Origin of the sequence: Zoogloea oleivorans (assembly GCF_008107625.1) — a bacterium.
In the GTDB taxonomy this organism is placed as follows: domain Bacteria; phylum Pseudomonadota; class Gammaproteobacteria; order Burkholderiales; family Rhodocyclaceae; genus Zoogloea; species Zoogloea oleivorans.
Map to the genome: position 1 here is coordinate 126,563 of NZ_SDKK01000013.1, position 17,834 is coordinate 144,396.

Here is a 17,834-nt window from a genome sequence, read left to right on the forward strand (position 1 = left end):
TCCACCATGACGCAGCGCGAAATCTTCGTAGTCGGCACCGCCCGTACGGCCATTGGCACCTATGGCGGCAGCCTCAAGGACATCCCCCTCAGCCAGCTGGCCACCACGGCGGTCAGCGCCGCGCTGACCCGTTCGGGCGTAGACCCGCGCGAGATCGGCCATGTGGTGATGGGCAACGTGATTCCCACCGAGCCGCGCGATGCCTATCTGAGCCGCGTCGCCGCCATCGACTCGGGCATTCCGCTGGAAACCCCGGCCTTCAACGTAAACCGCCTGTGCGGCTCGGGCCTGCAGGCCATCGTGTGTGCAGCCCAGTCGATCCTCCTCGGCGACACCGACATCGCCATCGGCGGCGGCGCCGAAGCCATGAGCCGCGGCCCCTACATCCTGCCGAACCTGCGCTGGGGCGCACGCATGGGCGACACGCCGGCCCTCGACTACATGAACGGCATCCTCCACGACCCGTGGGAGAAGTTCCACATGGGTGTAACCGCCGAGAACGTCGCCGCCCGCTACGGCATCACCCGCGAGATGCAGGACGCCCTCGCCCTGGAAAGCCAGCAGCGCGCCGTCCGCGCCATTGCCGAAGGCCGCTTCAAGGAACAGATCGCCCCGGTCGAGATCAAGACCCGCAAGGGCACCGTGCTGTTCGATACCGACGAGCACGTGCGCGGCGACGTGAGCCTGGAAGCCCTGGCCAAGATGAAGGCCATCTTCCAGAAGGACGGCAGCGTGACGCCGGGCAATGCCTCCGGCCTCAACGACGGTGCCGCCGCGGTGGTGCTGGCAGAAGGAAAACGCGCCGCAGCGCTTGGCCTCAAGCCACTCGCCCGTCTGGTCGGGTATGCTCACGCCGGCGTCGAACCGGCGTACATGGGCATCGGCCCGATACCGGCCACCCGTCTGGTGCTTGAACGCACCGGCCTCACCCTTGCCGACCTGGATGTCATTGAAGCCAACGAGGCTTTCGCGGCCCAGGCCTGCGCGGTGACCCAGGAACTGGGGCTGGATCCGGCCAAGGTCAATCCGAACGGCTCGGGGATTTCCCTCGGGCATCCGGTCGGAGCGACCGGCGCCATCATCACCACCAAGGCCATCGCCGAACTGCATCGGATCGGGGGCCGCTACGCGCTGGTGACCATGTGCATCGGTGGCGGTCAGGGTATCGCCGCCATCTTCGAACGCGTTTAAAAAAGCCTTTTAAAAACGACGCAACAAGGAGTTACACAGCATGGCAATTCAAACAATCGGCGTGATCGGCGCCGGCACCATGGGCAATGGCATCGCGCAGGTGTGTGCCCTGGCGGGTATCAACGTGGTGATGGTCGACATCTCCACCGAAGCCGTCGAACGTGGTGTGAAGACGGTGTCCGGCAGCCTCGACCGACTGGTCAAGAAGGAAAAGATCAGCGCCGCCGACAAGGACGCCGCCCTCGCCCGCATCCGCGCCACCACCGCCTACGCCGACCTGGCCGGCGCCGACCTGGTGATCGAAGCGGCCACCGAGAACGAAGGCCTCAAGCTGCGCATCCTGAAGGAGATCGACGCCATCGTGGCACCGACCGCCATCATCGCCAGCAACACCTCGTCCCTGTCCATCACCAAGCTGGCGGCCAGCATCTCCCGTCCGGAACGTTTCATCGGCATGCACTTCTTCAACCCGGTGCCGCTGATGGCCCTGGTCGAACTGATCCGCGGCCTGCAAACCTCCGACGCAACCCAGGCCGCCGTCCAGGCCTTCGCCACCGCCGTCGGCAAGACCCCGATCGTCGCCAAGAACAGCCCGGGCTTCGCGGTGAACCGCATCCTGTGCCCGATGATCAACGAAGCCATCTTCGCCCTGCAGGAAGGCCTCGCCAGCGCCGCCGACATCGACGAAGGCATGAAGCTGGGCTGCAACCACCCCATCGGCCCGCTGGCCCTGGCCGACCTCATCGGCCTCGACACCATGCTGTCGGTGATGGAAGTGTTCTACACCGGCTTCAACGATCCCAAGTACCGCCCCGCCCCCCTGCTGAAGGAAATGGTGGATGCCGGCTATCTGGGTCGCAAGAGCGGCCAGGGCTTCTACAGCTACTAAGCTGAACGCCCCCGGGGAGGTGCGCCTCCCCGGCCAACCGGAGTCACCCCCATGCAAGGCCTACCCGGCACCCGCTGCCGCCGCCGCATCTACCTGATGCGCCACGCCCAGGTCAGCTACTTCGACGCCAGCGGCCAGCCCCTCGACCCGCGCAGCGTTCCCCTCACCCCCCGCGGCCGCGAACAGGCCCAGGCTGCCGCCGAACTGCTCGACGACATCCCCTTCGACCTGGCCCTATGCTCCGGCCTCGCCCGCACCGTCGAAACGGCCCGCATCGTCCTCGGCGATCGCCCCCTGCCGCTGCACGAAGAACACCGCCTGAAGGAAGTCCGCGCCGGCCGCCTGCGCGAGATTCCGCCCGAGCTGCAGGAGCAGGAAATCGCCTACGCCTACGAAACCGGTGCCGACCCGGATGGCGGCTTCCTGCGCGGCGAACACTGGGCCGACCTCGCCGTGCGCGTGCATGCCGCCTGGGACGACCTGATTGCCCGCGACGACTGGGCCAACGCCCTCATCGTCGCCCACGACGGCGTCAATCGCATCCTGCTGACCCACGTCATCGGCGCCGGCCTGTCTGCCATCAAGGCCTTCGAGCAAGACCCGGCCTGCGTCAACATGATCGAACTCGACGTGGAAGACGGCCGCCTGACCCGCGCCTACCTGCGCGCGGTGAACATCGCCCCCTACGACCTCGCCCGCCACGGCGACCATCTGATGGTGATGGAAAAGATCTACCGGGATTTCCGGGCGCGCGGCTGAGCCCCCTGTGGGTCGGACTTCAGTCCGACAACACGGGCTCAACGGACACAGTCGGACTGCAGTCCGACCCACAACAATTCAAACCAGGAGCGAGACACCCCATGACTACCCATCAAAGACTCAGCGGCCGTGTGGCCATCATTACCGGCGCCGCTTCCGGCATCGGCCGCGCCACGGTTGAACTGTTCGCCGCCGAAGGCGCCTCGGTCGTTGCCGTAGACCTGCCCGGCTCGGCCATCGCCACCGTGCATGCCGGCAACCCGAACGTCGCCGCGCTGGCCCTCAACGTCACCGACGCCGACGCGCCGCAAAAGATGGTCGCCCTCGCCCTCGCGCAGTTCGGCGGCCTCGACATCCTCTTCAACAACGCCGGCATCGTGCCCGTCTCGCCGGTGTCTGCCATGCCGGAAGACGACTGGCTGCGCGCCTTCGAGGTGAACGTGCATGCCGTGATGCGCACCTGCCGCCACGCCATCCCGGTCATGATCGAACGCGCCAAAACCACCGGCCGCGGCCGCATCATCAACACCGGCTCGATCCTCGCCCACTTTGCCGACCACAGCTGCGGCGCCTACGTGAGCACCAAGCACGCCGTGGCTGGCCTCACCAAGACCATCGCCAAGGAAGTCGGGCGCTTCGGCATCACCGCCAACTACCTGCTGCCCGGCGCCATCGAAACCGGCATGACCGCCGGACTCTTCTCGATTCCCGAAGTGCGCGCCCAATGGGAGCAAGCCGCCGCCGTCAAACGCCTCGGCCGCCCCGAAGACATCGCCCGCGCCGCCCTGATGCTGGCCAGCGACGACGCCGATTTCATCACCGGCCACGGCCTCGTCGTCGATGGCGGCGTCACCGTCACCGCCGGCCCCCAACTGCCGATGTAGTAGGCACTGTGGGTCGGACTTCAGTCCGACCCACAAGACAGCCATAAGCAATTCAAGAGGAGACAACACCATGAGCGACACCCCCATCATCGAAACCCGCGAAGGCGGCATCGTTCGCCTGCACTTCAACCGTCCGAAGGTGCTCAACGCCATCAACACGGTCACCGCCGAGGCCCTGCTGGCCGCCGCCCGGCGCCTGCAGGCCGACCCGGACGTGCGCGTCGTCATCCTCAGTGGCGAAGGCCGCGCCTTCATGGCCGGCGGCGACATCGCCCAGTTCCGCGACGATCCGGCCTCGGTGCCCGCCACGCTGATCGAACCCCTCAACGCCGCGCTGGCCATCCTCACCACGCTGCGCGCGCCAGTCATCGCCAGCATCCAGGGCCCGGTGGCCGGGGCCGGCATGAGCATGGCCCTGGCTTGCGACCTGATCATCGCCGCGGACAGCACGCGCTTCAACTTCGCCTACGTAAACCTCGGCACCTGCTGCGACCTGGGCGCCTCGTGGAGCCTGCCGCGCACCGTCGGCCTGCACAAGGCGCTGGAAATCGCCCTGCTGTCCGACCCCATCGACGCCACCGAAGCCCTGCGCCTCGGCCTGGTGAACCGGGTCGTGCCGGCCGACAGCCTCACCGAAGAAACCGACAAGCTGGCCCGCCGCCTCGCCGCCGGCTCGCCCATTGCCCAGGGCACCCTCAAGCAGCTCATGCGCCGCTCCTTCGAGCGCGACTTCGCCGGCCAGCTCGACGCCGAACGCCAGGGCTTCGCCACCTGCGCCGCCACCGACGACTTCAAGGAAGCGGTCAACGCCTTCCTCGAAAAGCGTCCGGCCACCTACAAGGGCTGCTGACCATGGCGCTGCCGATCCGCCAGATCGCCTACTTCGTCCCCGACGTGCGCGTGGCGGCGGCGCGCCACGCCGCCCTGTTCGGCTCCGGCCCCTACTTCGTCGCGGAACACATCCCGCTGCGCAAGGCGCTGTACCGGGGCCAGGAAAGCCAGCTCGACCACAGCTCCGCCTACGGCCAGTGGGGCGAGCTGATGGTCGAGTTCGTCCAGCAGAACAAGCCCGACCCGTCGGCCTTTCACGACATGTATCCGGAAGGCAGCGGCAGCGCAGGCATCCATCACGTGGCCCTGTTCGTGGACGATCTGCCCTCCGCCATCGCCGCCCACAAAGCCGCCGGGCGCGAGATCGCCCTCTACGCCGAAATGAACGACGGCTTCGCCTTTGCGATGGTCGACACGGTGGCCGAGTACGGCCACATGATCGAGCTGTACAGCCCCACCGAGGTGCTCACCGGCTTCTACGCCTTCGTGAAAACGGCCGCCGAGGGTTTCGACGGCACGGACGCGGTGCGGGACATCCGCTTCGACTGAGCTGTGGGTCGGACTTCAGTCCGACCCACAGAGGGCTTCGGAATCTATGGCGCGCAGGGAGAGGCATGGATGGGCGCGTAACCCGCCCCGACCGGCCCCCAACTCTCCTCCTGCTGGATTTTTCTACCAGGTTTCGCCAAACGGCCGCAGTTCGTGCAGAAAGCTCCACGCACTGCTGTCCTGGTGCGCCAGGTGCCAGACTTCACCGGCGATGGCCGCCGGCTGCATGAAAAAGCTGTCCGGCTGCCCGGCAAAGGCCCGGCGGGTCCACGGCACGTCGATCACCGCGTCGATGACCACGTAGGCCACGTGCACGCCCTGCGGCCCGAGCTCGCGGGCCATTGATTCGCACAGGATGCGCTGGGCCGCCTTGGTGGGTGCCAGCCCGGCAAACGGCGCCCGGCCGCGCTGCGACGAGGTGTTTCCGGTGACGATGATGGCGCCCGCACCGGCGGCGATCATGTCCGGTGCGAGGGCACGGGCCAGGTGCAGCAGGGCCATCACATTCACCTGGAAACCCCGCTCCAGCAGCGCCGGGTCCATGTCGAGAAAGGAACCACGACCGCCAGCCACCGCGTTGTGGATCAGCACCGCGGGAATGCCGAGTTCGACCCGCACCCGGGCCAGCGTCGCATCCACCGCCGCGCTGTCGGTCACGTCGCAGGCGAAGGCCCGGGCATCGGGGAGTTCCGCCGCCAGCGCCGCCAGCCGTTCGGCGTCGCGGGCCAGCATGGCAACCCGGTAGCCGCCGTCTACAAAACGCCGCACCAGCGCCGAGCCGGTGCCCGGCCCGACACCGGTAATGAGCGCCACGGGCTTGTTGTCGCTTGAATTCATGATGGTCTCCGTCTGAAGCAGGCCGGCAGCGCCGGCAAACCCCGTTGATGCAGGAACAGGCCTGCACTGATCGTTGCCGCCCCGCCCCACACCTGGGCCGGCAGCGCTTCGTCGTTGAGAAAGCGCCCCAGAAACAGCGCCAGCAGCGGCGTGACGACGGTGATAAGGGCCAGCGCCGCCGCGTCCATGTGCTTCATCAGATAGTAGTAAAGGGCAAAGCCGAGCACCGAGCCAAAGACGCCCAGATAGGCGATCGCCAGCACACTGCGCAGCGGCAGGCTGGCCGGCCAGTGGCCGTCGGTGATCAGCCAGGCGAGGCCGAAGAGGGGCAACGAGACCAGCATCACCCCGGCGGTGATGGCCAGCGGCGGGGTGTGGCCCGCCACCCGCTTCATCCACACCAGGCCTGCCGAGTTGATGAAGACCGCCAGCAACACGGCCGCCAGACCGATGCCGGCCTGCGGGCTGCCGAGGCCCTGCCCGTCGCCGAAGACAATCACCAGACCGCCCAGCGCCAGCAACATGCCGACGATACGCACCGGCGTCAGCGCGCGCTCCTTCAGCCACAGCGCCGCCATCACGCTGGTGACCAGCGGCGACAGGCCGAAGATCACCGAGAGCAGGCCGGAATGGATGAACTGCGCCCCCCAGTAGGTGCACAACATGGTGCCGAAGAGGCTCGTGCCGCCGACCAGATAGGCCGGCCACACCGTCCTGTGTAGCGGAAAGCCGACGCCGGTGACGAGCAGCACCGCCACCGCGCACAGCAGCCCGACGATCATCCGCGAGAAGACAGCGAAGGCGAAGCTGCCGCCCTCAAGGCTCCAGTTGATCGCCAGCGGCGTGGTGGACCACAGCAGCACCACCGACGCATAGGCGACCGGAACCGACATGGGTTACAGGTCGAGCACCAGCAACTTGCCCCGGGCCCGCGAACAGCACGGCAGGAACTGGTTGTTGGCGGCTTTTTCCTCGTCGGTGAGATAGTTGTCGCGGTGGTCGGGCTCGCCTTCGAGCACGCGGGTCAGGCAGGTGCCGCAGACGCCCTGCTCGCACGACACCTCGATGTTCACCCCGGCCTCGCGCAGCGCGGCGACGACGCTCTTGGTCGGCGCCACGCTGACGCACTTGCCGCTGCTCGCCAGCTTGACCTCGAAGCTGCCGTCGGCCGAGGTATCCACCTTCTGGCCGGCGAAATATTCGAAGTGCACCCGGTCCGACGCCCACTGGCGCGCCGCCGCACCCTTGGTGACGAAGTCGATGAAGCCGCCCGGCCCGCACACGTACAGGTGGGCATCGGCGCCGGCCGCGTCGAGCACCGCCGGCAGGTCGAGCTTCTGGGCGGCATCGCCGTCGTCGTAGTGAAAATGCACCCGGTCGGCAAAACCGGACGTGCGGATGCGCTCGACAAAGGCGGCGCGCTCGGCCGCGCGGGCGCAGTAATGCATCTCGAAGTCGGCCCCGGTGCGAGCCAGGCGCTCGGCCATGCACAGGATCGGCGTGACGCCGATGCCGCCCGCCAGCAGCACCGAACGCTTGGCCGGCACCAGCGCAAAGTGATTGCGCGGAGCGCTGATGCGCAGGATCTGGCCTTCCACGAGGGCGTCATGCACGGCCACCGAACCACCGCGGGAGGCCGGGTCGCGCAGCACGCCGATCAGGTAACGGTGCGCCTCGGTGGGGTCGTTGCACAGGGAATACTGGCGGATCAGGCCGGGCTGCACTTCCACATCGATGTGGGAGCCGGCGCTGAAGGACGGCAGGGTCTGCCCGTCCACCGGCGCCAGTTCCAGCGACACGATGTCGAGGGCTTCGGTGGCCTTGCGGACGATGCGAACGGTGAGTTGGGTCGAATCCATGGTGTGTGTCTCCTCTCTGGGTCAGGCCTTTGCCTGCTGGCGCTCGCGGATGTCGGCGCGCAGGCGGTCCTTGCGTATCTTGCCCGAGGCGGTGCGCGGGAAATCGTCCACCACCACCAGGTGCTCCGGGTACTTCTGCCGCGCCACGCCGGACGCCGCCACAAAAGCCAGCAGCGCGTCGAGGTCGAGCCCCGCACCCGGCTGCGCAATCACGTAGGCGCACAGGGTTTCGCCGAGGCGCGCGTGGGGCATGGCCACCACGGCGGCTTCCTTGATCGCCGGCATGCGGTGCAGGATGTCCTCCACCTCCTTGGCGCTGACCTTCTCGCCGCCCCGGTTGATCAGGTCCTTCTTGCGCCCGGTGATGACGATGGCGCCTTCGGAAGTCACCCGCCCCAGGTCGCCGGTGGCAAAGAAGCCGTCGGCATCGAAGCTGGCCGCCGTGGCTTCCGGGTCGCCGTAGCCGAGAAACATGGACGGGCCACGCACGCAGATCTCGCCCTCCTGGCCCACCGACAAGCGGTTGCCTTCGTCGTCGAGGATGCGCACTTCGTAATCGGCGATCTGGCCGTCGGTGCTGGCCGCCATCTCCATCTCGCCCACGCCGGCAAAGCCAAGGGTGGTGAGCGGCACTTCGCTCGATCCATACACGCGGAAGGCGCGGCACTGCTCCAGCACCTCATAGGCCTTGCAGATCAGCGCCGGCGGCACTTCGGCCCCGCCGCAGGCAAACACCTGCAGGCTAGGCAGGCGCCGTCCGCCTGCTTCGGCGGCGCTCAGCAGTTCGTGCAGGAAGGGCGTGGCGCCAACGCTGGCGGTGACCTGCTCGGCGTCGATCAGGTCGAGGGCTTCGACGGCATTCCAGCGCTCCATGAACACCGTCCGCGTGTTGCTGCAGAACGGGATTTCCATGCCGCTCTGGCCGGTCACGTGGGTGACCGGCGAGGCCATCAGCAGGATGTTGTCGAGGCCGGCCACGGCACTGCCGCGCGACCAGTTTTCGAAGGCCCGCCGGAGGCGCAGCGGCCCGGTGTTGTGGGTGTGCAGCACGCCCTTCGGCCGGCCGGTGGTGCCCGAGGTGTAGAGGATCATCTTCACCGCGTTGGCGTCCACCTTGGGTCGCTCGGTCAGGCGCGTGGCCTCGCCGATCATCGCCTCGTAGCTGTCGCCCCCCTGCTCGCCGCGCACCGAACACAATAGACGCAATCCGGGCAGGGTCGGGGCCAGGCCTTGCATCATTGCCGCGTAATCGAAACCGCGGTAATCCGTCGGAAAAAAGGCCGCCTTGACGCCCGCATCGGCGAGCATGAAGGCCACCTCGGCGTCCCGGTAGATCGGCACGATGGGTGCGACCACCAGGCCGAGCATGGTCGTGGCCAGGTCGATGACCACCGCCTCGCGCCAGTTGGGCAGCTGGAAGCTGACCACGTCGCCAGCCACCAGGCCGCGCCGCTGCAGGCCGGCGGCCAGCAGCTCGGCCTCAGCCAGCAGTTCGCTGACGGTGCAGCGCTGCGCGCCGAACACGTGGGTCACCCGGTCCGGATCGCGCCGGGCCAGGTCTTCGGCGAATTCGGCGAGGGTCTTGCCGGGCCAGTCGCCGCTGGCCGTGTATCGCTCGATCAGGGCCTCGTCGAGGCGCACCTGCCAGCCACTCACATCCTTGCGCATTTGCGGGTCTCCGGATCTCAGGCGGTCAGCGCAGCATCGACGAAGCGCGCAAAGTGCGCGTCGCGGTTGCCGAACAGGGCCGCAATCACCATCAGGCGACGGAAGTAGTGGCTGACATCCACCTCGTCGGTCACGCCTACCCCGCCGTGCATCTGGATCGCCTCGTTGGCCACCTGGCGGGCCGCCGTGACGATGTAGGCGCGGGCGCCACTGACGATGCGCACGCGGCCTTCCGCCGGGCCGGCCAGGGCCTGCTGGGCGGCGGCCGTCAACGCGCGGACTTCCTCCTGCAGCAGCAGGCAATCGACCATGCGGTGCTGAAGGGCCTGGTTGCTGCCGATGAACTTGCCGAACTGCTTGCGCACCTTGAGGTATTCGTTGGTGGTGTGCACCAGGCTCCTGACGATGCCGAGGGTCTCGGCACACAGGGCCACCGTGGCCTCGTCGCGGATGTCGGCGAGGGCCGCAGCGGCGGGCTGGCCGCTTTCCGGCTGCAGGCGTTCGGCCACGGCGCCATCCAGGCGCAGCGTGGCGGCCCCGCGGCCATCCACCAGCTTGTAGTTGTGACGGCTGAGGCCGGCGGCGTCGGCATCGACCAGCGCCACGACGGCTGCGCCACTGGCCGCGTCGATTGCCGAGACCAGAAACTTGCCGGCGATATCGCCATGCAGCACACCGAGCTTGGCGCCAGTGATACGGTTACCGTCGATCACGCAGGGGCCGGCTTCATCGTCGTCGGCCAGCACCAGCACCAGCGAACCGTCGGCCAGGGCCGGCAGCAGCGCGGCCTTCTGGGCGGCAGAGCCTTGCTTGAGCAGCAGGCCGGTGCCGACAATGGCGCTGGCCAGCAGCGGCTCCATCAGCAGGCGGCTGCCGGCGATTTCCATCACCGCGCCAATCGCCACCGCGTCGGCATCGAGGCCGCCGTCGTCTTCGGGCAGACGCAAGGCCAGAAAACCGAACTCGGCAAAGTCGCTCCATGCCTGGCGGCTGTAGCCTTCCGGCTGCTCGAGCACGGCCCAGCGCTGGTGGAAGCTGTAGTTGTCGTCGGCGTAGCGGGCCGCGCTGTCGCGCAGCATGCCGATTGTTTCGAGATCCGTAGTCATAGCCCCAGCACCACCTTGGCAACGATGTTGCGCTGGATCTCCGACGAGCCGCCGAAGATGGTTGCAGCGCGGTTATAGAAATGGTCCTTCAGGATGCCGCCGGTGTCGTCCGGGCCCAGCGGCGGCAAACCGGCGCTGTGCAGGGCTTCGGTGTCGAAGGCGACGCCCGCGTGGCCCAGGGCCTCGACGAGGGTTTCCATCACTTCCTGGTAGAGCTCGGTGCCGCGCAGCTTGATCAGCGAGGCTTCGCTGCCGTTCTCGGTGCCATCGACCATCGCCGTCACGGCCTGGTAGGCGGCCAGTTCAAGGGCCATGAAGCGCAGCTCGTACTCACCGATGCGGTTGCGCATCAGCGGCTGATCGATCAGGGCGACGCCATTCACCCGCGTCTCGCGGGCGTGCTTCTTGAGGCGGTCGAGCACATGCCAGGCCCAGCCGACGATGGCGCCGGCGGTGCGCTCGTTCTTGAGCAGGAACTTGGCGTAGGTCCAGCCCTTGCCCTCCTCGCCGATCAGGTTCTCGGCCGGCACCTTGACGTCTTCCAGCCACACTTCATTGACGTGGGCGAAGCCGTCCATGGTGCGGATCGGCTTGACCGTCACGCCCGGACTCTTCATGTCGATGAGCAGGAAGGAGATGCCGGTCTGCGGCTTGTCGTCGCGGTCGGTGCGCACCAGGCAGAACAGCCAGTCGGCCCATTGGGCGTAGGTGGTCCACACCTTCTGGCCGTTCACCACGTAATGGTCGCCGTCCTTCAGGGCCATGGTGCGCAGGCCGGCCAGATCCGACCCGGCGCCCGGCTCGGAATAGCCCTGGGCCCAGAATTCCTCGGTGGTCTTGATGCCCGGCAGGAAGCGCTGCTTCTGCGCGTCGGTGCCAAAGGCGTAGATCACCGGACCCACGTATTTGACGCCAAACGGAATCACCCACGGGCAGCCCAGGCGGGCCAGCTCGTCCTCGAAGGCGAAGCGCTCGAGCGGTGACCAACCCTTGCCGCCCAGGGCCTCGGGCCAGTGGGCCACCGACCAGCCCTGCTTGTCGAGCAGGTGCATCCAGCCGACGTAGTCTTCCTTGCTCAGCACCTGGTGGCGGTGGGCCTTGTCGCGCAGCTCGGCGGGCATCACGGTGGCGTAGAAATCACGCACCTCCTGCCGCAGCGTCTCGGCGCGCGCGCGCAGTTGTTCACTCATACCGACCTCTCGTCGCAAATTTTGACCAGCTGGACGCCGCGGTTCTTGCCGTGGAAAACCCGGCCGATCGCCTCGACGATGCTGTCGAGACCATCCAGCACTTCAATCTGGTACTTCAGGCTGCCCTCGGCGGCCCAGTCCTGCAGGATGCCGACCACGTCCTCGTAGCGATGCAGGTATTCGCTGACCAGGAAGCCCTCCATGCGCGCGGCCTTGTTCACCAGGGTCATCAGCGACGCGGTGTTCTGGGTGACGCCGCCGTTGTAGCTCGACACCAGCCCGCACAGCACCACCCGGCCCTTGAAGCGCAGGCGCTCGATGAGCATGTCCATCACCGGGCCGCCGACGTTCTCGTAGGCAATGTCGATGCCGTCCGGACACAGGACGTCGAGGCGCGCCGCCACGTCGTCGTGTTTGTAGTCGATGACGTGCTCGATGCCGCACTCGTCACGCAGCCAGGCGCACTTCTCGGGGCCGCCGGCAATGCCAACCACCTTGAGGCCGAGCTTCTTGCCGATCTGGCAGGCCAGCGAGCCGACGCTGCCCGCCGCGGCGGTGACCACCAGGGTCTCGCCGGCCTTGGGCTTGCCGATCTCGGTGAGGCCGCAGTAAGCGGTGAGACCCTGCACGTCGAGCACCGAGCGATACGCGGCCAGCGGCACGCCGGGGCGCGGGGCGAGCTTCTGCAGATGGCCGGCCGGGGCGATGGACCATTCCTGGCAGCCGCCCAGACCATTGACGTAGTCACCGGGCACCAGCGACGGGTCGCGGGACGACTCGACCACACCGAGGGTGATGCCGGTCATCACCTCGCCCAGCGGCTGGGGCGGAAAGTAGGTTTCCTTGGCGTTCATCCACAGGCGCATCGACGGCGGGATGAGCAGGTACAGGTTGCGGACCCGCACCTCGCCCGGGCCCGGCTCGGGCAGGGCGAGGTGCGTGACTTCGAAGTGTTCGCGGCCCACCTCGCCCTCCGGGCGGGCGATGAGGCGCCATTGGGTATTCAGGCTCACTTGGCGCTCCCGCTGCCGAGGTACTTGTCGAGGGTCAGGTGATGGTGACGGATGCGGCTTTCCTGGTAGCTCGCCAGGCTGACGGCGCCCTTCTTCGAGGCCTTCATGCCCTTGGTCATGGCGACCATGTTGCGCATGTCCTGGTCGAACACCGGGCCGAGGGCCATCAGTTCGGCAGCCGCCGAGAAGGGCTGATCGTCCGGCAGACGGTTGAAGCGCGCCGGAGCCGGCGGCACTTCGCCTTCCTTGTGGCGCCACAGCAGCATCACGTCAAACAGGCAGCTCTCGTGGTTGTCGCCGTCGGGGATGACCCGGTAAAGGATGTTGCCGCAGTAGCCGGACCAGATCTGGGTGTTCGGGAAGATCGAGTAGAGGATGGCGTCCTGCAGTTCGGCCAGGGTGACATGGGACAGGTCGCGGCCGGAGGCCTCGCCGAAGATGCGGCGGTTCAGCTCGCCGATGTACTGGCGGGTGGTCTGACCTTCGGGCAGCTTGTGGGCGTCGCCGTCGGAATCAGCCATGCGGCCGGATTCTTCGAGAATGTCGTGGAGCACCAGCGGCTCGACCACACCCTTGGTGTGGGAGCTGGGCACCGCCATCGGGGTGACGCTGCGGCTGATGTTGTCGCCGTACATGTCGTACTGGCTGTCGCAGTCGCCGGTGAAAGTGAGCAGCTGCGGGTGGGTGACGTGGGCGTGCATGGATTCCATGAAGGCTTCCTGCGCCACCTTCCAGTTCACCGGCACCTTGCGCTGCACGTGGGCGATGATCACCGAGCGCTCGAAGGCGTAGTCGCGGAAGTGCTCGGGCAGCACGTCCAGGTGCTCAAGCAAGGGCTTGGCATCCGGGTCCATGTTGATGAAGACGAAGCCCTTCCAGCTCTCGACGCGCACTTCCGGCAGGTTCTGCTCTTCCTTCTTCAGGTACTTGAAGTCCCAGGCGCAGGGAATGCTCTCGAGCTTGCCCTTCAGATCCCAGGTGAAGCCGTGGTACGGGCACTTGAGCTGGCCAACCGTGCCACCGCTGGTGCGCAGGGCGCGGCCACGGTGCAGGCAGGAGTTGTGGAAGCCGCGGATCACGCCGTCGTCGCCACGCATCACGATGATCGAGTCGTCGACGATGTCGTAGACGAGGTGGTCGCCGGCCTTCGGGATCTGCTCTTCACGACCGACGAACTGCCACACCTTCGGCCACATTTTCTCGGCTTCCTGGCGGTGGAAATCGCGGGAGATGTAGCGATCTACCGACAGATTGTCGTCACTGAAACCCGGATTGCAGGGGGCCAGATAGTCGGGCACCGGAACGGTTTCCTGCTTCAGGAGCTGCTGGAAAACGTCCGGATCGCCGGCGCTGTCCTGGGGCAGCAGGACAAACTTCTCTTCGGGCTTGTTCATGTCTTTGTCTCCGTTATTTTTGTCGATGGGGAGGCCGTCAGCCGGCCTGAAGAATCGTCACGGCGCTGACGCCGGGGGCGCCATAGACGTGGGTGTAGCCAAGCCGGGGCGTGCCCGGCACTTGCCGCTGCCCCGCCTGCCCGCGCAGCTGGGTGCAGATTTCGATGACCTGGCGCAGGCCCGAAGCCCCCACCGGCTCGCCGTTGGCGAGGCAGCCACCGTCGGTGTTGATGGGCAGGCGACCGTTGATGTCGGTGGCGCCGGAGGCCAGCAGGTGTTGCTGCTCGCCGTGTTCGCAGAAACCGTTTTCGGCGATGTGGATCAACTCGGAACCGCTGTCGGTGTCCTGCAGCTGGATCACGTCAATGTCCTGCGGGCCGACGCCGGCAAATTCAAAGGCGGCGCGGGAGGCCATCACCGTCGGCGCCGGCGACTGCTGGGCGGCCAGGCCGGGGTTGAAGACTTCGAAGGAGCCGTGGTGGCGGGTGCGCATTACCGCGGCCTTCACGATCACCGGGTTGGCGGTGTATTTGCGGGCGTGTTTGGCGCTGCACAGCACCAGGGCGGCGCCGCCCTCGGCCGGGTTGCAGAACATGAACTTGCGCAGGGGCAGGTTCACCGCCATCGATTCGGCGATTTCCGCGTAGCTCAGCTCGCGGCGACGCCAGGCGTGGGGCGTCAGCGCACCGTTGCGGAAGGCCCGCTGGGCGATGCGCACCAGGGCGTCGTCGGTGATGCCATGCTCAAACATGTAACGCCGGGTTTTCAGGGCGAAGAACTGGGTGGTCAGCATCAGGCCGGTTTCGCCGTACCAGTCTTCCAGGCCCCAGTCCTTGGGCTTGGGGTTGAAGGCGCCGCGGGGGTGCTTGTCGAAACCCACCGCCACGCCAATCTCGGCCATGCCGGACTGGATCGCGGCAATCACGCTGGCCAGGGCGCTGCCGCCGGTGGCGCAGCCGTTGGCCACATTCACAAAGGGCAGACCGGTGAGGCCGAGCTGGTTGCTGAGGGCGTCGGCATTGCCGCCGTCCTGGCTGCCACCGTAGGCCACACCCACGTCCTTCCATTCGATGCCCGCGTCTTTCAGGGCTTCGCGTACCGCGTGGGCGCCCTGCTGCTGGCCGGAAAGTGCGTCGGTGCGCCCGAAGGGGTGCATGCCGATGCCGATGATCGCGACTTCGTTGTCCATGGTTTTCTCCGGGGGGCTCAGGCGGGGGCGAAGGCGTAGGTGTAAACCGGCGCCTCGCCGGGCACCTGGCGGTAGGGCAGCAGGACCAGCACCATCGGCATGCCGATCTTCAGCTGCGCCGGGTCGGCGAGGGTCAGGCGGCTTTCCACCTTCACGCCGGAAGGCATCTCGATGTAGCCGACGCCGTAGGGCTGGAAGTCGGCCTCGGCTTCGCCGCCGTTGTAGGGCGACTTGGGCTGGAAGCCCTGGATGGTCCATGACCACAGGGTGCCGAAACTGCCGAGGGCGAAGGTTTCCATGGCGGTGGAGCAGCAGCGGGTGCAGCCCTCACTGGCGGGGAAATACACCTCGCCGCAATCGGTGCAGCGGCTGCCCAGCAGGACCGGGTGCTCGCCACCGAGCCGAAGCAGATCCGGGCAGGCGAGTTTCGGGGAAGTATCCAGGTTCATCGTGGCCGGCCTCTTATGTCTAAAACAATCAATCCTGTTTGTTATAGTACATGAAAAGAACGGGCGGTAAAGCACTTCCTCGGAAATTTCAGGAACGCTCCCGTGGGTCGGACTTCAGTCCAACTCGGCTGGCTGAACGAGCGCTGTCGGACGGAAGTCCGACCCACGGGAAAGCATGTAAAAAGGGGCCCGCAGGCCCCTTTTTCAACACCGGCAACACGAACTCAGGCGTTTGCCGCCTTGCGCGGCTTGCGTTCCTTTTTTTCGGGCTCGGGTTGCGGCGGCACCTTGGCGCCGTGGGCTGCCTCGTAAGCCTTTTCGAACTCCATCATGGCTACCGAGGCGAGCAACTGGTGCAGGCGGTGCAGACGATCGCCCTGCATGTAGGGCGTCGGGTTGACCGCCACGCCCTTGAGGGAGTGGAAGAACAGATCTCGCAGCACTTCGCCGGTTTGCGGGTAGTCGGCCCAGAATGGGAAGCGCTTGAGCATGCTGGCGTTCTTCTTCTCGTCGAGGGCCTTCTCGAGGGGCAGCATGACCTTGGCCAGCACCTTGTCGGTGCGCGCACCGCGCTGCAGCTCCTGCAGGGCGATGAAGGACGCACGGGCGTAGTAATACTTCTGCAGCATCACCAGGGTGTCGAGCATGCTCTCGAAGGTGGCGAGGTTGCCGGGCGGCAGCTTGATACGCCGGCAGGCGTCCTCGTATTCGACGGCACGCAGGTCGGTGATGTACTCGGCGGCCGCCTTGAAGACGTCGGCGCGCGACTTGAAGTGGTGGGTCATCGCGCCGCGCGACACCCCCGCCTTCAGGGCGATTTTTTCGGTGGTGGTCTGGGTGTAGCCCAGTTCAACCAGGCACTGAAGCGTGGCGTCGAGAATCTGGGTGCGTGTGGCGAGGCTTTTTTCGGCCTGCCAGGTACCGCCGGCGGCCTTGGTACGGGCCGAGTCCCGCTTGGGTCGCTCGACCCGTCGCGTCGTCGCCGCTTCCGGCTCGAGCAAGGATTCTGGCTTGTTGTCTTCGATCATTTTCGGTATCCCTCAGACCTGACGAGCAAGTCGATACTGCACAGGAAAGACGTGGCCCGCGCCCATGCACGAACCGGCAGCCTTGCACTGCCATACCGTCTTTCCGCTTCCCTGATGGTTCCTGCCCGCGAACTTTTGCCGCGGGTCATGAACGCGTTTTCCTCATGCTTCAACGTCTTGATTGCGACCGGATTCTACGACAAGCGCACGGAGTGTCCATAGTCCACGGTTAATACGCTTCCGTTCATGAACGATGACGCCTCGCTGGCCAGCAGCAGCAGCGGGCCATCCAGCTCCTCCAGACGCCCCAGGCGCTTGGCCGGCAGATTGGCGATTTCCTTCTTGCCGGCTTCCGATTCGTAAAATGGATTGGTCATTTCGCTGGGGAAATAGCCCGGCGCAATCGCATTCACTCGAATGGAATGAGGCAGCAAATCCAGCGCCATGTAGCGGGTCATGTGAATCAACGCGCCCTTGGTTGTACCGTAGTTGAGGAAGGCCGGGTAAGCCAGGTGGCCGAGAATCGAGGCGATGTTGATGATGGAGCCCGGCTTGCCGGTGGCGATGAGGCGTTTGGCCATTTCCTGGGCAGCAAAGAAGGGGCCGGACAGATTGACGTCGAGGAGCGAGGTCCATTGCTCGTCGGACATTTCCTGGAAAACCGTCGGGTTGGCGAGGCCGGCGTTATTGACCAGGATGTCCACCGGCCCGTAATGCGCCTCGATCTGCTTGAAGCCCAGGCGGATCGAATCCCGATCCGCAACGTCCATGCGGCAACCAAAGGCTTCGCCGCCGGCCGCGCGAATTTCCTGCGCCACCGCCTCGACCCGCTCGACGCGGCGGGCCACGCAGGCCACCTTGGCGCCGGCCGCCGCCAGCACGTGGGCGAAGTGCTCGCCGATGCCCGTACCGGCGCCGGTCACCAGGGCTACCCGGCCTTCCAGCGAGAAGGTCTGCTGGATGGCGCTCATTCTTTCCGTTGAGGTCATGTTCTTATT

At 66.6% G+C, this 17,834-nt stretch carries 18 protein-coding genes; 6 read left to right on the top strand and 12 right to left on the bottom strand.

Annotated elements, in window-relative coordinates:
• Positions 1 to 6 precede the first annotated feature (6 nt).
• The 6 genes from ETQ85_RS14900 to ETQ85_RS14925 all read left to right on the top strand — a co-directional run bounded on the left by ETQ85_RS14900 (position 7) and on the right by ETQ85_RS14925 (position 5,103).
• The gene (locus ETQ85_RS14900) at positions 7 to 1,191 is read left to right on the top strand and encodes an acetyl-CoA C-acyltransferase family protein (RefSeq protein WP_148579861.1); all 1,185 of its coding nucleotides are present in this window, start codon (positions 7 to 9) and stop codon (positions 1,189 to 1,191) included.
• Between the two features lie 40 nt (positions 1,192 to 1,231).
• The gene (locus ETQ85_RS14905; protein WP_148579862.1) at positions 1,232 to 2,080 is read left to right on the top strand and encodes a 3-hydroxybutyryl-CoA dehydrogenase; all 849 of its coding nucleotides are present in this window, start codon (positions 1,232 to 1,234) and stop codon (positions 2,078 to 2,080) included.
• A gap of 51 nt (positions 2,081 to 2,131) precedes the next feature.
• Positions 2,132 to 2,839: a histidine phosphatase family protein gene (locus ETQ85_RS14910; RefSeq protein WP_148579863.1), complete on the top strand. Its 708-nt coding sequence runs from the start codon at positions 2,132 to 2,134 to the stop codon at positions 2,837 to 2,839.
• A 101-nt stretch (positions 2,840 to 2,940) separates the two neighbouring features.
• Entirely contained in the window at positions 2,941 to 3,723 is a 783-nt protein-coding gene (locus ETQ85_RS14915) for an SDR family NAD(P)-dependent oxidoreductase (protein WP_148579864.1), read from the top strand.
• A 70-nt stretch (positions 3,724 to 3,793) separates the two neighbouring features.
• Entirely contained in the window at positions 3,794 to 4,573 is a 780-nt protein-coding gene (locus ETQ85_RS14920; protein ID WP_148579865.1) for an enoyl-CoA hydratase/isomerase family protein, read from the top strand.
• A 2-nt stretch (positions 4,574 to 4,575) separates the two neighbouring features.
• Positions 4,576 to 5,103, top strand: coding sequence for a VOC family protein (locus ETQ85_RS14925; protein WP_148579866.1), 528 nt, complete (start codon positions 4,576 to 4,578; stop codon positions 5,101 to 5,103).
• A 123-nt stretch (positions 5,104 to 5,226) separates the two neighbouring features.
• Here ETQ85_RS14925 and ETQ85_RS14930 read toward each other — a convergent pair whose 3' ends face one another.
• From ETQ85_RS14930 to ETQ85_RS14985, 12 genes are all read right to left on the bottom strand, one after another.
• Complete coding sequence (locus ETQ85_RS14930) at positions 5,227 to 5,940, bottom strand: SDR family NAD(P)-dependent oxidoreductase (RefSeq protein WP_148579867.1); 714 nt, start codon at positions 5,938 to 5,940, stop codon at positions 5,227 to 5,229.
• Entirely contained in the window at positions 5,937 to 6,833 is an 897-nt protein-coding gene (locus tag ETQ85_RS14935) for a DMT family transporter (RefSeq protein ID WP_148579868.1), read from the bottom strand. The genes ETQ85_RS14930 and ETQ85_RS14935 overlap by 4 nt, the downstream gene beginning before the upstream one ends.
• A gap of 3 nt (positions 6,834 to 6,836) precedes the next feature.
• Entirely contained in the window at positions 6,837 to 7,799 is a 963-nt protein-coding gene (locus tag ETQ85_RS14940) for a PDR/VanB family oxidoreductase (RefSeq protein WP_148579869.1), read from the bottom strand.
• Between the two features lie 21 nt (positions 7,800 to 7,820).
• Positions 7,821 to 9,467, bottom strand: a complete 1,647-nt coding sequence (locus ETQ85_RS14945) for an AMP-binding protein (RefSeq protein ID WP_148579870.1) — start codon at positions 9,465 to 9,467, stop codon at positions 7,821 to 7,823.
• A gap of 17 nt (positions 9,468 to 9,484) precedes the next feature.
• Complete coding sequence (locus tag ETQ85_RS14950; protein ID WP_148579871.1) at positions 9,485 to 10,573, bottom strand: acyl-CoA dehydrogenase family protein; 1,089 nt, start codon at positions 10,571 to 10,573, stop codon at positions 9,485 to 9,487.
• On the bottom strand, positions 10,570 to 11,763 hold the full coding sequence (locus tag ETQ85_RS14955) for an acyl-CoA dehydrogenase family protein (protein WP_148579872.1): 1,194 nt from the start codon (positions 11,761 to 11,763) through the stop codon (positions 10,570 to 10,572). Before ETQ85_RS14955 ends, ETQ85_RS14950 begins: the two co-directional genes overlap by 4 nt.
• On the bottom strand, positions 11,760 to 12,776 hold the full coding sequence (locus ETQ85_RS14960) for an NADP-dependent oxidoreductase (RefSeq protein ID WP_148579873.1): 1,017 nt from the start codon (positions 12,774 to 12,776) through the stop codon (positions 11,760 to 11,762). Before ETQ85_RS14960 ends, ETQ85_RS14955 begins: the two co-directional genes overlap by 4 nt.
• Positions 12,773 to 14,170 carry an aromatic ring-hydroxylating oxygenase subunit alpha gene (locus ETQ85_RS14965; RefSeq protein WP_148579874.1) on the bottom strand — a complete coding sequence of 466 codons (1,398 nt, stop codon included), beginning with the start codon at positions 14,168 to 14,170 and terminating at the stop codon, positions 12,773 to 12,775. The genes ETQ85_RS14960 and ETQ85_RS14965 overlap by 4 nt, the downstream gene beginning before the upstream one ends.
• Positions 14,171 to 14,207: 37 nt before the next feature.
• A complete protein-coding gene (locus ETQ85_RS14970; protein ID WP_148579875.1) occupies positions 14,208 to 15,359 on the bottom strand; it encodes a thiolase family protein in 1,152 nt (383 codons plus the stop codon).
• 17 nt (positions 15,360 to 15,376) lie between these two features.
• Entirely contained in the window at positions 15,377 to 15,808 is a 432-nt protein-coding gene (locus ETQ85_RS14975; protein WP_148579876.1) for a Zn-ribbon domain-containing OB-fold protein, read from the bottom strand.
• Positions 15,809 to 16,032: 224 nt separating this feature from the next.
• Positions 16,033 to 16,836: a TetR/AcrR family transcriptional regulator gene (locus tag ETQ85_RS14980; protein WP_148579877.1), complete on the bottom strand. Its 804-nt coding sequence runs from the start codon at positions 16,834 to 16,836 to the stop codon at positions 16,033 to 16,035.
• A 194-nt stretch (positions 16,837 to 17,030) separates the two neighbouring features.
• Entirely contained in the window at positions 17,031 to 17,807 is a 777-nt protein-coding gene (locus ETQ85_RS14985) for an SDR family NAD(P)-dependent oxidoreductase (protein WP_246128776.1), read from the bottom strand.
• Between the last annotated feature and the right edge of the window lie 27 nt (positions 17,808 to 17,834).

Bases quoted from the DNA above. Each gene is read 5' to 3' on its own strand.
- ETQ85_RS14900 (WP_148579861.1), top strand. From the start codon at position 7: ATGACGCAGCGCGAAATCTTCGTAGTCGGCACCGCCCGTACGGCCATT.
- ETQ85_RS14905 (WP_148579862.1), top strand. From the start codon at position 1,232: ATGGCAATTCAAACAATCGGCGTGATCGGCGCCGGCACCATGGGCAAT.
- ETQ85_RS14910 (WP_148579863.1), top strand. From the start codon at position 2,132: ATGCAAGGCCTACCCGGCACCCGCTGCCGCCGCCGCATCTACCTGATG.
- ETQ85_RS14915 (WP_148579864.1), top strand. From the start codon at position 2,941: ATGACTACCCATCAAAGACTCAGCGGCCGTGTGGCCATCATTACCGGC.
- ETQ85_RS14920 (WP_148579865.1), top strand. From the start codon at position 3,794: ATGAGCGACACCCCCATCATCGAAACCCGCGAAGGCGGCATCGTTCGC.
- ETQ85_RS14925 (WP_148579866.1), top strand. From the start codon at position 4,576: ATGGCGCTGCCGATCCGCCAGATCGCCTACTTCGTCCCCGACGTGCGC.
- ETQ85_RS14930 (WP_148579867.1), bottom strand. From the start codon at position 5,940: ATGAATTCAAGCGACAACAAGCCCGTGGCGCTCATTACCGGTGTCGGG.
- ETQ85_RS14935 (WP_148579868.1), bottom strand. From the start codon at position 6,833: ATGTCGGTTCCGGTCGCCTATGCGTCGGTGGTGCTGCTGTGGTCCACC.
- ETQ85_RS14940 (WP_148579869.1), bottom strand. From the start codon at position 7,799: ATGGATTCGACCCAACTCACCGTTCGCATCGTCCGCAAGGCCACCGAA.
- ETQ85_RS14945 (WP_148579870.1), bottom strand. From the start codon at position 9,467: ATGCGCAAGGATGTGAGTGGCTGGCAGGTGCGCCTCGACGAGGCCCTG.
- ETQ85_RS14950 (WP_148579871.1), bottom strand. From the start codon at position 10,573: ATGACTACGGATCTCGAAACAATCGGCATGCTGCGCGACAGCGCGGCC.
- ETQ85_RS14955 (WP_148579872.1), bottom strand. From the start codon at position 11,763: ATGAGTGAACAACTGCGCGCGCGCGCCGAGACGCTGCGGCAGGAGGTG.
- ETQ85_RS14965 (WP_148579874.1), bottom strand. From the start codon at position 14,170: ATGAACAAGCCCGAAGAGAAGTTTGTCCTGCTGCCCCAGGACAGCGCC.
- ETQ85_RS14970 (WP_148579875.1), bottom strand. From the start codon at position 15,359: ATGGACAACGAAGTCGCGATCATCGGCATCGGCATGCACCCCTTCGGG.
- ETQ85_RS14975 (WP_148579876.1), bottom strand. From the start codon at position 15,808: ATGAACCTGGATACTTCCCCGAAACTCGCCTGCCCGGATCTGCTTCGG.
- ETQ85_RS14980 (WP_148579877.1), bottom strand. From the start codon at position 16,836: ATGATCGAAGACAACAAGCCAGAATCCTTGCTCGAGCCGGAAGCGGCG.
- ETQ85_RS14985 (WP_246128776.1), bottom strand. From the start codon at position 17,807: ATGAGCGCCATCCAGCAGACCTTCTCGCTGGAAGGCCGGGTAGCCCTG.